13 protein-coding genes are annotated in these 13,942 nt (G+C 32.9%); 4 read left to right on the top strand and 9 right to left on the bottom strand.

What is annotated here, in order from left to right; genetic code table 11:
* Positions 1-101 precede the first annotated feature (101 nt).
* Complete coding sequence (locus tag BB050_RS01710) at positions 102-2,423, bottom strand: TonB-dependent siderophore receptor (RefSeq protein ID WP_066032370.1); 2,322 nt, start codon at positions 2,421-2,423, stop codon at positions 102-104.
* Positions 2,424-2,639: 216 nt separating this feature from the next.
* Between BB050_RS01710 and BB050_RS01705 the strand changes: the two genes are divergently transcribed.
* A complete protein-coding gene (locus tag BB050_RS01705; RefSeq protein WP_066032369.1) occupies positions 2,640-3,800 on the top strand; it encodes an MFS transporter in 1,161 nt (386 codons plus the stop codon).
* A 69-nt stretch (positions 3,801-3,869) separates the two neighbouring features.
* On the opposite strand, the gene BB050_RS01700 is transcribed toward BB050_RS01705, so the two are convergent.
* The 3 genes from BB050_RS01700 to BB050_RS01690 all read right to left on the bottom strand — a co-directional run bounded on the left by BB050_RS01700 (position 3,870) and on the right by BB050_RS01690 (position 7,909).
* On the bottom strand, positions 3,870-4,724 hold the full coding sequence (locus BB050_RS01700) for a hypothetical protein (protein ID WP_066032368.1): 855 nt from the start codon (positions 4,722-4,724) through the stop codon (positions 3,870-3,872).
* Between the two features lie 24 nt (positions 4,725-4,748).
* Complete coding sequence (locus tag BB050_RS01695) at positions 4,749-5,225, bottom strand: DUF6265 family protein (RefSeq protein WP_066032367.1); 477 nt, start codon at positions 5,223-5,225, stop codon at positions 4,749-4,751.
* Between the two features lie 374 nt (positions 5,226-5,599).
* Positions 5,600-7,909: a type IA DNA topoisomerase gene (locus BB050_RS01690; protein WP_066032366.1), complete on the bottom strand. Its 2,310-nt coding sequence runs from the start codon at positions 7,907-7,909 to the stop codon at positions 5,600-5,602.
* Between the two features lie 276 nt (positions 7,910-8,185).
* Here BB050_RS01690 and BB050_RS01685 point away from each other — a divergent pair, with 276 nt between their 5' ends.
* Positions 8,186-9,814 carry a fibronectin type III domain-containing protein gene (locus BB050_RS01685; RefSeq protein WP_066032365.1) on the top strand — a complete coding sequence of 543 codons (1,629 nt, stop codon included), beginning with the start codon at positions 8,186-8,188 and terminating at the stop codon, positions 9,812-9,814.
* Here BB050_RS01685 and BB050_RS01680 read toward each other — a convergent pair.
* Both BB050_RS01680 and BB050_RS01675 read right to left on the bottom strand, forming a co-directional pair.
* Positions 9,801-10,178 (bottom strand): lysozyme inhibitor LprI family protein, encoded by a 378-nt coding sequence (locus tag BB050_RS01680; RefSeq protein ID WP_066032364.1) that lies wholly within the window; start codon positions 10,176-10,178, stop codon positions 9,801-9,803. The genes BB050_RS01685 and BB050_RS01680 overlap by 14 nt on opposite strands.
* Before the next feature lie 5 nt (positions 10,179-10,183).
* Positions 10,184-10,609 (bottom strand): copper resistance protein NlpE N-terminal domain-containing protein, encoded by a 426-nt coding sequence (locus BB050_RS01675; RefSeq protein ID WP_164085574.1) that lies wholly within the window; start codon positions 10,607-10,609, stop codon positions 10,184-10,186.
* A gap of 423 nt (positions 10,610-11,032) precedes the next feature.
* On the opposite strand from BB050_RS01675, the gene BB050_RS01670 reads away from it, so the two are divergent.
* Positions 11,033-11,404 carry a GreA/GreB family elongation factor gene (locus BB050_RS01670; RefSeq protein WP_066032362.1) on the top strand — a complete coding sequence of 124 codons (372 nt, stop codon included), beginning with the start codon at positions 11,033-11,035 and terminating at the stop codon, positions 11,402-11,404.
* A 410-nt stretch (positions 11,405-11,814) separates the two neighbouring features.
* Positions 11,815-12,606 (top strand): DUF5995 family protein, encoded by a 792-nt coding sequence (locus BB050_RS01665; protein ID WP_066032361.1) that lies wholly within the window; start codon positions 11,815-11,817, stop codon positions 12,604-12,606.
* 4 nt (positions 12,607-12,610) lie between these two features.
* On the opposite strand, the gene BB050_RS01660 is transcribed toward BB050_RS01665, so the two are convergent.
* The 3 genes from BB050_RS01660 to BB050_RS01650 are packed head-to-tail and all read right to left on the bottom strand — an operon-like array spanning position 12,611 to position 13,881.
* A complete protein-coding gene (locus tag BB050_RS01660) occupies positions 12,611-12,850 on the bottom strand; it encodes a hypothetical protein (RefSeq protein WP_066032360.1) in 240 nt (79 codons plus the stop codon).
* Between the two features lie 3 nt (positions 12,851-12,853).
* A complete protein-coding gene (locus tag BB050_RS01655; RefSeq protein WP_066032359.1) occupies positions 12,854-13,348 on the bottom strand; it encodes an SRPBCC family protein in 495 nt (164 codons plus the stop codon).
* Between the two features lie 47 nt (positions 13,349-13,395).
* Positions 13,396-13,881 (bottom strand): DUF3592 domain-containing protein, encoded by a 486-nt coding sequence (locus BB050_RS01650; protein WP_083219797.1) that lies wholly within the window; start codon positions 13,879-13,881, stop codon positions 13,396-13,398.
* Between the last annotated feature and the right edge of the window lie 61 nt (positions 13,882-13,942).

The raw sequence follows: 13,942 nt of genomic DNA, 5'->3' as shown, positions 1-13,942 counted from the left end.
CACAAACATAAGTTTTATTTAGAATAATTAAAAATAAAATCATACAAAAAAGCACCTCAAGTTTTATGCTGAGATGCTTTTGCTTAAATTAAAACTCTGACTTAAAATTTAATTGTTAAACTAGCCAGAATATTTGTCGGAGCTTGTGATGTACCCCAGAAATCCCAGTATTTTTCGTTAGTTATATTATTAAATTTAAGGCCAACTCTCCATGATGTACGATCATAATAAACAGATCCGTTAAGAGTTGTATAAGAAGGCATATAAAAAGTATTATCTGCTGTAAAGAAATTTTTGTCTACATAATTGGCGCCAAAACCTAAACCAAGCCCTTTTAGTTTATTTTGGAAGGTGTAAGAAGTCCAAAAGTTCACCACATTTTCAGGAGAACCTGTCGCTTTATTTCCTTCGATTGATGTGTCAGAAGCTTTTACAATTCTGTTATCATTATAGCCATAACCAGCGACAATGCTTAATCCGTTGATAGGAGTGGCCATTAACTCAAAATCAAAACCTTTACTGACTTGCTTGCCATCTTGTTCTGTAAAACCTGTAGCATTTACTCTTGTCGCATTATCGATTGTAATATTGTAATAACTCACAGAACCAGTCAGTTTTTTATTGAAAGCTTCGGCTTTAATACCTCCTTCATATTGAACTGCATAAATAGGATCCAAAACAAATATCGAAGCATCTGGCTGTGTTACAGGCTGCATGTTTTGAAAGCCATTCATGTAATTTCCAAATACAGAAACTTGGTCTTTAACCAATTCATAAACCAATCCAAGCTTTGGAGCCAAAGCTGTCTGATTGTAACCTTCAACGGTTCCTACTTTTTCACGGTCAAAATTATCCAGACGCAAACTCAACATAGCCGAAAGACGATCTGTAAAATTGATGACATCACACGCATACACACTAAATGTTTTTTGATCTGCAATAGGAGAGGTTGTAAGAACCAGACCAGCATCTACAGCTTTTCTTCTAATAGGAGTAAATGGTGCAGTAACATCAATATTGTCAAGAGTAAAAGTACTTCCTCCAGAAAAGGCACCGCTGTAAAGTCGATAGTTTATACCCGCAAGAAATTTGTGCTTAATGTTTCCAGTCGAGAATTTTCCGTTTAAGTTTTCCTGAATGTTAGTGTAGTTATTATAAATCGGTCCCCAAAGACCAACTCTTCTAGCGACTTGAGTTGGCGAACTCCAAACGGCATAACTCTGATAACTGCGTTCTACATCTTCTCCAACAAATGAAAATACAGTAGTAGATTTCCAGTTTTCTGATATTTCATATTCGGCCTGAGCAAAAACTTTTGTTGCTTTTGTTTTAGCATCATTATCATCATGGAACATAGATTTTCTATAATCTATCTTTAAGTCATTCGGATTTGTAATTCCAGAATTTGCAGCGTAAGTATTATAAGTGCGTCTTGTATTGTTTACATTATAAAGTTCAGCATCAATATTGAAAGTAAGCTTTTCAGAAGCTTTGTAAGTAAGGCTAGGGGCAAAAAGCAAAGCATTATTGAAACCATAATCAAGAAAACTTTTTTCTCTGTTAACAGACATATTTATTCTGAACAAGACACTTTTATCTTTGTTTAGCGGAGTATTAACGTCAGCCGTTAAACGATTTAAGCCATAGCTTCCGGTTGTGTATGAGATTTCGGCAGCAGTAGTTTCGTGTGGTTTTTTAGTCACTAAATTTACAACGCCTCCAAATGAAGATACAGTTGAACCAAATAGAGTTCCAGACGGGCCTTTTAGGATTTCAATGCGTTCTACATTTCCAAGATCAACAGAAGAACGCCCCGAAACCGTTTCCATTCCGTTTCTAGCATTTATTCCTGTAGAAAATCCTCTAAAAATTACGCCAACTCCTCCGGATGGATAACTAATTGAAACTACTCCAGGAGAGTTTTGCACAGCACTTCTAATGTCTACCGCAACTTGTTCCTGTAAAAGTTCTTTATGGATTATGCTATAAACCTGTGGGTTTTCCAGATTCTTAAGGGGCATTCTAGCAACATAATCTGTTTTTTTGGAAACAATGCTTTTTGGACTGCTAATGATAACTTCTTTTAATTCTTTGTTTGAAACTTTCAGTTGTAAATTAACTGTAGTAGTTTCATTTTCTGTAACCGTAATTTCGGTTTCTAAAGTTTCATAACCGGTTAAAGATACTTGTAAGGTATAAGAATTGGCTTTTACTTTATTGAAGTCAAAAGAACCGTCATCATTAGAAACGGTGCCATATTTAGTGTTTTTGAGGATAATATTTACACCAGCAGCGGCATCGCCATCAGATGTTGCAATTGTTCCTTTAATTTTTCCATGGTTTTGTGCAAAGGCAGATAAAAACGAAAATAGAAAGCTGATTGAAAATAGAAAACGCGAAGTTTTCAAACTGAGATAATTCATTACTATTTTAAATTTGGTTGATAATAATTTTATTTAGAATAAATAAAAACAGTGCAAATGTAGAAATTAAAATAACTTTAACAATTTTATTTTTTTATCATTTATGAATGAAATTGTTAAATGTTGATTTTAGAGCGATTAATCAAAATTCTTATTAGAAGTTGTAGTGAGATAAACTTTAAAAAGGCTTAATTTTGCAGTCTGAAAAACGATTTCATGATTTTACCATTCTTTAAAAAGATTCAGAATACGCCTCGAGGATATCGTATTGCCAATACAGTTTTTTTCTTTCTTTCTGGTTTCGGTTATTCTTCTTGGGTTTCCAGAATTCCGCATATACAAGCCCAATTGAAACTTTCTGAAGCCGAATTCGGAGCTGTTTTATTTGCTTTCCCAATAGGGCTAATGCTTACAATGCCATTTACCGGAAAGCTGTTAAATAAATACAGCAGTCGTTATATCATGTTGCTTGGAGCAGTTATGTTTAATGTTGCGCTGTCATTGCCAGGTCTGGCAGCATTTGTCTGGCAGCTGGTTATTATACTTTTATTTTTTGGAGCTTCTCGAAATATTTTCAATTTGTCTATAAATGCACAATCTCTTGAAGTGCAGAAATTATATCCAAAATCGATTATTACGCGTTTTCATGCCGTTTGGAGTATTGCCGTTTTTTCGGGTGCAGGTTTAGGGTATGTAATGGTAACGCAGCATATTGCACCATCTCATCATTTATTAGGAGTGAGTATTTTTATGTTGGCGCTGACGGCTTGTTTTTACCCAATGAGTATTCACAACGAACCTGTTCCGGTTAAAAAGAAGTTCTTCTCTATGCCAGAAAAGAATCTGGTAAAATTTGCCTTGATCTGCTTCGTGTCAATGGCTTGCGAAAATACGATGTACGATTGGAGCGGAATTTATTTCGAAAATATCCTAAAAGCTTCTCCCAAATTAACTAGTGCTGCATTCGTGTTTTTTGCTTCGGCAGTAACTTTAGGACGTATTTTTGGGGATTATGGCGTAATGAAATTTGGAACTAAAAAAATCCTCCTTTACAGCGGAATATTAATAACAGCAGGTTTCGGAATTTGTTTTATCATGCCGTATGCTTACCCAACTATTTTCGGTTACGTTTTAATTGGATTTGGGGTTTCTTGCGTAGTTCCGTTGGTGTTTAGCATTGCCGGAAGATCATCTAAATTAAGCACAGGTTCTGCATTAACTTCAATATCTACAATTGGTTATTTAGGATTCTTATTGGTTCCGCCAATGGTTGGTTTTATCTCCGAATATTTAAGCATGAAATGGGCGTTTCTTATTATGGCGCTTTTAGGTATTCTGATGATTTTTATGGTGAATAAGATCGGGGAGAATGAGTAGTTTTTTTAAGTTGCTATCCCGATAACTATCGGGACTGAGATGCTGAGGTTCTAAGTTTTTTTATACTTATTATTTGGAATTAAATAAGCTTTCAATTTGAATTCTTTCAGCAAAAGTTTCTAGATTTAAGTCTGAGGAAATGTTATTAAAGAGGGTTTTGATTTTTTGTGCATTTTCAGGATGAATGATTTTGCAACCTGCAAAATCATAATCGTCAAGATAGTAGCCAAAAGTGGACAATAATTTTTCCCTAGAAATCAAGGCATTTTCTGTTTTGGTTCTAAACCATTTTTTTTGAACTTTGGTCAATAAAAAATAATCAGCAGGGGGAATTATATTTGGAATATGTTCTGTCCAACTTGAAACAGTTACAACCTCGTTATTCTGTTTAGTTTTAAAGAAAAACATTTTAGGAACAAAATATCCATTCCCTAATTTTTGTTGAATTGAATTTCGTTCAACATTATAGCTCCAAATTTGATTTGACTTTTCAATTTCCAAATAAGTGTTTTGATCAGAAAAATGAATGGAACTTGCGTTCAAATTTGTACTGTTCCAATTGTCAAACAATTCTTTTTGAGTTGGTTTGTATGGTTTTTCGTTTTCAGATTGCGGATTGAAAACATATAAATCCAAATCATTAATTAATTTTTCTACAAATTTAAAAGCTTCAATTCCAAAAAAACTAGGGCGTAAAAAATTTAGATTGAAAGAAATACCTACATCTTTTAAATTTTGAAAACTTTCGGTATTTTCTTCATCATTTTCTGTTTTTAAAAAAGTAAAATATACTTCGCTATCAGGATTATGAAAAAACCATTGATTGTTCTCTTCTGGAACTAAATTAAAAGATAAATAATTCTCAATTTCCTCAAAAGTTATTGGATTTTCTTTGCTCGTGAAAAAGTACAGATCGTAGCTCATGTTTTAAAATAAGTATGTATAGTATTACTTCTTCGTCATCACAAACTTCTCCGAACTTGGTTTACCGTTCAGATTTCCAGAAATCTCTGCTGTCAAAGTATTATTGGCACCTTTTGTATAAGTGATTTTTTGAGGATAATCGTGTTTCAGATTTTCAAAAACCAATTTTTGTTCTGTTTCAGAAGTTGAAGGGAAGAAAACAGGTTTGTCGTCGTTTTGCCCTTTTACAGTTGCTTTGTAAGTAAGCGTTTCGCCTAGCTGAGCCAAAATAATAGTCTCAAAATGTAAAGTGTCTTTTCCTTTAATGAAATAAGAAGAAGCGCTGAAAGTACTGTCATTTAACTTTTGCCAGTTTTCAGATAAAACGCCTTCAGGAGATTTATTTTCCCAATTCCCAATTAACCAGTCGGCTTTTTTGATTTTATCTTTTTCAACCGTTTCTTTTTTCTGGCAAGAAACTGCGGCTAATACAAGAGCTAAAAGAGTAATTTTCTGAAACATATTTTTTGATATTTTGGTTTGGTAATGTGGTACTAATGTATGAATTTTTTTTTAGCCACGAATTCACGAATTTTTCTTGATAAAAGGAATGGAAGTTTTCTGCGAATTTTTCGAGTTATTATTGAAAGCAAAATTATTTTTAGCCACAGATTGAGCGGATTAAAATGATTTTGTCTCACGCAGATTTAGCAGCTTTATTTTGTACTCTGCATTATAAAAATCTGTCAAATCTGCTAAATCTGCGAGAAAAAATTTATGTAATTATTGGTAAAATGCACAGAGTAAAGAATCATTTTAATCCGCTCAATCTGTGGCAAATAATATAGACACAGTAATTTTTAAAAATTAATTCGTGAATTCGTGGCTAAAAAAACTTAAAAGCTTTCGCTCAAAATAGAATACACCAATTCCTTAGTTGGCTTTTGGTCTTTTAATTTTGCTCGAACTTCATCAAAAGTAACCTTAAAATCACAGCCCGATTTGTATTCGGCACAGCCATAAGCCGTTTTGCCTTTTAGAATAGTCCCTTTTTTGCATTTCGGACACATCAAAGCATCTGAATTTTCTTTTGCTTCGGTTTTTTTATCTGTTTTCTTTGGCTCTAATTTCAGTTTGTAATTTTCCTCAAAACGGATTAAACCTTCAACAGTTCCAGAATCAGTTTTGAAACCTTTTATATTTACAGTTGAACCTTTTTGAACCAATCGTAAATACTGGCTTTCTGTAATTTTTTTATCGTGAAAAACAAAAGGCAATACAAAATCGCAACCCGATTTGTATTCGCTGCATCCAAAAGCCGATTTTCCTTTCAGTATATTTCCTTTTTGACATTTCGGACAAGTTTCTGCAGAAATTCCAGAAGCTTTTTTTTTCTCTTTTTCTGCTTTTACAACGGGTTTCTGAATCGTTGCAGCATGAGAAATATTAGCATGTTTGGTTTCGCTTCGCACTTCATACACTAAAGCTTCCACCATGCGTTTCATGTTTCTAATGAATGCCGCAGCGGTGAAAGTTCCTTTTTCTATATCCTTTAGCTGTTTTTCCCATGTTCCGGTAAGTTCAGCCGATTTTACCAATTCGTTCTGAATCGTATCAATCAATTGAATTCCAGTTAAAGTGGGTAAAACCTGTTTTTTATTTCGAACAATATACTGGCGCTTGAAAAGCGTTTCAATAATATTCGCACGAGTTGACGGACGCCCGATTCCGTTTTCTTTCATCAATTCGCGTAAATCTTCATCGTCAACTTGTTTTCCCGCGGTTTCCATCGCACGCAATAAAGTCGCTTCGGTAAACTGATTGGGTGGTTTAGTTTCTTTTTGCAGAAAAGACGGTTCATGTGGCCCTTTTTCGCCCACAGTAAAACTCGGCAATAAATCAGGTTCTTTTTCCTTCGCATTTGGATCTTCAAAAACAACGCGGAAACCTTTTTTAAGGATTTCTTTTCCTGTTGCTTTAAAAGTTACATCGGCAGCTTTTCCGATTACGGTTGTATTGGCAACGAGACAATCATCATAAAAAACAGCAATGAAACGTCTTGTAATAATATCATAAACCTGCTGCTGATTGAACGGTAGATTGTTTTGAATTCCCGTTGGAATAATCGCATGGTGATCGGTTACTTTTTTATCGTTGAAAACCTTTGGCGATTTCTTGATTTTTTTCTCCAAAATTGGCTGGGTCAATTCTGCATAATTAGTCAATTTCTGCAAAATGCCAGGCACTTTCGGATAAATATCATTGGGCAAAAAAGTTGTATCTACTCTGGGATAAGTAATTACTTTCTGCTCGTACAAAGTCTGCGCAATTTTCAGCGTTTCTTCTGCCGAAAACCCAAATTTCTGATTGCAATATACCTGCAAACCTGTTAAATCAAAAAGTTTTGGAGCATATTCGTTTCCGTTCTTTTTATCCACAGAAACAATTTCAAAATCACTTTCTTTTACTTTTGCGGCTACAATTTCTCCGTCTTCTTTATTTAGAAACCGACCTTCCTCATAGCTAAAAAGTGTTTCTCTATACAATGTCTGCAATTCCCAATACGGCTGAGGCTTAAAGTTCTCGATTTCTCTAAAACGATCTACAACCATTGCCAGCGTTGGCGTTTGCACGCGCCCAATAGACAAAACCTGTTTGTAGCCGCCGTGTTTTACGGTATACAAACGTGTGGCATTCATGCCCAATAGCCAGTCGCCAATGGCTCTGGAAAATCCGGCGTAATATAAATTATCGTAATTGGCTGATGGTTTTAAGTTTTCAAAACCTTCTTTGATGGCTTCAGTTGTAAGTGACGAAATCCATAAACGCTGAATCTCGCCTTTGTAATTCGCCTCGTTCATTACCCAGCGCTGAATCAGTTCTCCTTCCTGTCCAGCATCCCCGCAGTTTATGACCACGTCGGCTTTTTCGAAAAGGCTTTTAATAATTTTAAACTGTTTCTGGATTCCTGAATTCTGAACCACTTTGGTTTCAAATTTTTCAGGAAGCATTGGCAGATTATTCAGATCCCAACTTTTCCAGTGCGGTTTGTAATCATTGGGTTCTTTTAAGGTGCATAAATGCCCAAAAGTGTAAGTCACAGCATAGCCATTGCCTTCGTAATAACCATCGTGCTTGGTATTGGCGCCTAAAACAGATGCAATTTCACGCGCTACACTTGGTTTCTCAGCAATACAGACCTTCATTTTTTCCTTTCTTGATTAATAGGCGAAAGTAGGGAATTTTGAAGAAAGGGGCAAAGGTTGTTAGTAACAAAGAGACAAAGGTATTTTATCATACGCTTTTATTATAAAAATTGAAGTTGATCTAATGCATTCTTTTTTACTTCAATTGGGCAAGAAAACAGGGATATTTTTTTGAATGAAAATATTTAATAATAAGAAAAGAAGTAAGAGGATAAATTTTATAACTTCGGCGCTTAATTCGATCCTACTATAGTAATACTACAACCAATAAGAAATATGAATATCAATCAGTTTAAAAAGCTCTTTTATTGTTTTTTTATTTTATTATTATTTATTAATTGCTCCAATGACGAAGATCCAATTCCTGAAAATGCAGTATTCGAGCCACAAACCGAATTAATAAGTTTAGAAGGAAATCAAAATCAGTTAGAGGTACATTGGAAACCTGTTTTCATAGAAAAATTTAAGAGTTATAAAGTCTATCGATTTGATACTTATAATAATGAATCTTTTATACCAGAAGGAGTTGTAGGTTTGGGAGAGCTTGTATTTGAAGCTACAAATAATAGGACTACAAGTTTTATCGACACAAAAGTGCCCTATAATTCTTTTGTAATGTATGCTGTTGTTACAGAATACTTGAATGAAGAAAAGAATGTTATAGCTGTAGTAAGTAAAAACCATTTATCTTTCGAAAATAAGGATTTGTCATTTGCAATTACATCTGTAGAAAAGTCAGCAGATGGGAGTTTGAAAGTAACCTGGGATAAAGACTCTAATGCTGGTTTTGAAAGTTATAAAGTTTATGCCTTGAGTAGTCCGTTTTTATCTCATGAAGATGTTATGAATGATAAAAACAAACTTAAGAGTATTACTATTCAAAACGAAAATAGTATTTCTGATACTGCTCAATATACAGATCAAATAGTATATTATGCCGTGTCTAAAGTTATAAATGGAAAAACAATTTGGAGCAAAAATTTAGGATTGATAGATAATCCTAGAAGTTTGAAATTTAGACCTGGGCAAACATTTAAAAATCCATACGTTGAAAATGAGATGATCATTATTAATAATGAAGGCGAAATTGTGTTTTACGATATAAATTCCCTCACCAGTACTAAGATTTCAACAAATGGCTACATATTCTTTTGCTCTATTGGTGAGTATAATGGAGTGAAAGACTTATATGTTCCAAGTATAAATGGAAATGTCTTTTTAGTAGATTTAAAAACACATCAGATTAAGAAAACTATAAACCTTAAGACAGATTACGATATCTTAACTGCAATTCCAATAAATGAACACATCTTATTTATAGAGAAACACCCTTATGCAGAAATTGGAGGCCTTTTTGTTTATAATGTTGAAAATGATAAGGTTTTAAACAGAAATGGTTCTTTTGGCGCTGCTTCAAATGCAAAATTATTTTATGGAAAAGATAATTACTTTTTCATTTTAGATGGTGATGGACGTGAATATGGAAGTTCTTCGGCAATTAGAAGACTGAATATAAACGGAGATCAAGTCACTACAGATTTACTTTGGAATGAGTCTGTTGCCGACAGTAGATTATTTGCTTTATCAGAAGATAAAAGTTTCTTTGTAAGCACCAATTTTGGTTTTCAATCAGATGTTAATTATGAAAATTTTACAGAGGTTACAACCAAAAGTTACTCGTCGACTCTTAATTTGGCCGATGCTAAAATTACTTCAGACAATCGTATTTATTTTGCAGTTCCAGGTGATGGACGTATCAGTGTTTTTGAAAAAAATAATTTTAGTGCGCCAGTAAAAGAATACAAAACTAATGGAGGAGCTTTGTTTCTTGAGGTTTTTGACAAACAAATAATTTCCTTAAATCAATGTCCTAATACTTGCATTTTAGAAACTACTGCAAAATAGAATAAGTAAATAAAAGCAAATTTTCGGCAACAGCATACCACATGGTTCCTTGCTTTACTTCGTAAAAGTATTTCGAAATAAAGCTATATTCTTTATAGCGATAAACAAGCCATTGTTTTTGAGATTCCTTCAAAGTTTCAAAGGCTTCTTTTGGGAGTTTCGTTTTCAATAAATTGTAATATTTGTTCAATTCTTTGTCCCAAGATTCACGAGCTTGTATGGTGCAATTGCACATGTCGGCATTAGAAATATTGTCTTTATTAAGATATTTTGATTCTAAAACATCAATTGGATTCTCTTTTTTGGTTTGTGAAAATGTAACAATTGATAGAAGAAGAAAAATCAAAACAAATATTTTTTTCATTTTATTTATACTTTAAAAATATCAATTCTTCGCATCCAGAAGATTTCCGATTCTAAAAACTGAAGTTTGGTCTTGACTATTTTATCGCTTTTGTCTCTCGGATTTTTGACGATAAATCTTGCCGTAGAATTTGTAAAATCTAAAGTATATTTTTGGTCTAAATCTGTTTTTTTATCGGAAGAAAAAGTAATCAGATTGTCTTTTGCGCTCCATTTTCCTTTTCCGTATAAGTTTCCTTCTTCTGGGTTTCCGCCTTGTATATTAGAATAAGAATGAAACTCAAATGTTCCGTCTGGATTTAAAGTCAGTTTATATTCAATTTTATGATTTTCGCTGGAAAGAGAACGAGTATAATCGCCAACAAACTGATTGGATTGTGCCAATAAATTCAAGTTTAAAATTAAAAGTAATGCCGTTATTGTTAGCTTCATTGGTTTTGTTTTTCGTATAGTTTTAAGAGTTTTTTCAAAAATAAATGGTTTAAAATCAAAATCCTTACGTAAAACCGTATTGTACATTTTATATTTTTTTTATTGTAAGAAAAAAATGTATCTTGCTAAAAGATTAGAATTGATACTACAATGATCACTGCAAATTTTTATTTAATAAACAGCCGTCTGATGTGCTTAATATGCACATTGCTGTATTTGCATGACGATACTTTCTTAAAAAGCTCAAAAGAGTTTATTTCTTTAGCCCTGTCACAACTCTAGGCAGGGGATTCTTTTCTATTTAATTTTTATTTATTTAATCTCATTTATTCCGGATATGATATCGTTGAATATGCCGTTTTGCGTGCTATTCACTGTAGAGTTGTGTCATGTCTTAGAAAGAATGAAACACACAAGAAAGTCATGTCACAACATATAATTTTAACAACAGGAACATACGATTTAATTAAAGATCACGTGAGGAGAAAAAAAGTAACCGCTCAAGAAGAAGAACTTTTATTAGACCAACTAAAACATGCTACGCAAGTATTGCGAAAAAATCTGCCTGAAGACGTAGTTTCGATAGATCGAAAAGTGACTTATAAAGATCACATCAAAAACGAAGAAAAAACAATTCTTCTTGTTGGTCCAGAAAAAGCCAAAGTGAGTAAAAATAAAATTTCGGTTCTTTCAGATGAAGGAATTGCCATGGTGGGCTACAAAGAAGGCGATATTATTGAATGGCCTGCTAAAAAAGGAAATCTTAAATTAGAAATTCTTAAAGTAGAGGAGTAATATATATATTGTTCGTTTTCGTTTTAAAGTCAGCAACAATCCCAAAAGAGTTTTTCTTTTGGGATTTTTTTTGAAATAATAGAAAGTAAATAATAAGTAAATAATAAGTAAATAATAAGTAAATAATAAGTAAATAATAAGTAAATAATAAGTAAATAATAAGTAAATAATAAGTAAATAATAAGTAAATAATAAGTAAATAATAAGTAAATAATAAGTAAATAATAAGTAAATAATAAGTAAATAATAATAAGTAAATAATAAGTAAATAATAAGTAAATAATAAGTAAATAATAAGTAAATAATAAGTAAATAATAATTAAATAATAAGAGAATTACTTCAAAAACGTTCATTGAAAGCTTAAAATAATTAAATTCGTTCTTCTCAATTAAAACATAACCAATTATAAATGAGTATGAAACAAGCTGAAACTATAGACGAGGTAATTCTGTTGTTAGATCAAATAATAGAAAAATCAAAAATAAACCAAAGCAATTTAGGTTTGTTTGCTATTCTTTATCGCGAAGTTACGGTACGAGTAAAAGAAGGCATTCTGGCTGGTTCTTTTCAGAACGGAGAGAGAATGGAAAAACTTGATGTTATTTTTGCCAATCGATACTTGAAAGCGTATTATCAATATCAAGCCAAAGAAAAACCATCTGAATGCTGGGCATTTGCCTTTGAACAAGCTGAAAAGTTCTGGCCTATTGTGTTGCAGCATTTATTGCTCGGAATCAACGCGCATATAAATCTCGATTTAGGAATTGCCTCGGCAGAAGTCAGTACAGTTGAAGACATCGAAGATTTAAAACATGATTTTGACCAAATAAATTTTATTCTTAGCGATTTGGTTGGCGGTGTCGAAAAGTGCTTGATCAAAATTTGGCCAACACTTACGTGGATTCTAAAATTTACGGGCAAAGTAGACAATTTCTTTATAGATTTCAGTATGGAAACCGCAAGAAATGGCGCATGGAAATTTGCCAACGAATTTGTAGCAGTTCCAGAAAACGAAAGAGAAGCCTGCACGCAATTAAGAGACAAAAGAATAACAGAAGTTGCCCGATTGGTTTCGAACCCAGGATATTTTGTGAGCGCCGTTTTCAAATTTATTCGTTTATTTGAAAGAGGAACCGTTGCTCAAAAAATAATCGATATGCAGATTATGGAAGAGAAAAAGATGGAATGTGTTGTGGCGTGATAAATTAGGCATTAAAAACAATCAACAACATTACAAAACTTCCTAAAACGATGTCTCCAATCATGTGATTTCGATCGCTGTTATCATCTCTTTTTTTGATACTTCCGCCTGATGACCAGAAACTTGAAAATGTTTTAAAATCATTTTGGTTGGAAAGCGTCCATAAATTGTAGCCAAGAAATCGAACCGAAGCTCCTAAAAACTCTAAAATAATACGACCCGATGTTATTTCTGTTAAATCCATTATTTAATTATTAATCATAGGATTCAGATTCTCATCTTTATTTCTCAAATCCAAACCGCCTTCGTAAACCGATTTCAGATTGGTCAAATAAAAATGCCATCCATTGGAACAGCCCAGTCTGATATATTGTTTCGAATTATCATCTGTTGGAATGTTATGATGACGAAGTTCTACAATCGTGTAGCCATTTGTTTCGCTCAATTTTATATCAACCAGACACGTACCTTCAAACGTAAACTGCAAATAGTCTTTACCGTTGGCAGAAGTGATTTTTCCTTTCATGGCATCATCATACAAATACCAAAGCCATTCATAAGCATTGCCTTCCGAAACATTTTGGTCTTTGCTGATTGGTTCTAGATTCGCATCAAAAAAAGATACTTTTTCTAGAAACCATTTTTCTAGTTCGTTCGCAATTGTCCAAGCGTTGTAAATATCGATAAGTGGCGCTTTAACGGCTATTTTTTTGGTGAAAGAAGTCCAGTCGAAGTTTTCCATTTTTAATTTTTTAATTGTTCAAACTAAATTTTAATGAAATGTCGTTTTCAGAATATGGCATTATAGCCCATCAGATTTATAACAGAAAAATAAATAAAAACTAAACCAACAATTATAAGAAAGAATATCACAAAACCATTTGTACTGCCTTTAAGTATAAATTTTTCAGGGCTTTTTGGATTGTAGATTATTTTTACTGCTTTATTTATATTTTGGTTATAAGTCCTGAATTTATCTAAGTCTGACGATCCATGTATATAAGGCTTTCCCAAAAAAGTTTTTCCTTCTGCTATAGTGAACTCAATTATGGGTGTTTTATAGCCTTCATTATCAGATTCGTAAGATACAATTTTTCCAGTACTTTCTATTCCATTTTTATTAAGGTTGTTGACAAACCAAATTGCATAAAACGCGAACAAAAGTAAAGCTATTCCAATTATCAAAATGCAGATTATGGGATTGTAAAACATGAAGAAGATTACAAGTATTGCAAATACAATCTGTAGTCCCCAGTATTTGTTGTTAAAGTTCATTGACAGGTTTCTATTTTCTAATGATATTCGAATCCGCGCTAACAGGTGAAAAGAAAAAATC

The sequence above is a fragment of the Flavobacterium anhuiense genome, from assembly GCF_001705175.1.
GTDB classification, from domain to species: Bacteria; Bacteroidota; Bacteroidia; order Flavobacteriales; family Flavobacteriaceae; genus Flavobacterium; species Flavobacterium anhuiense.
The sequence above is the reverse complement of the archived record's forward strand: the minus strand, read 5'-3'. Positions and strand labels throughout refer to the sequence as shown.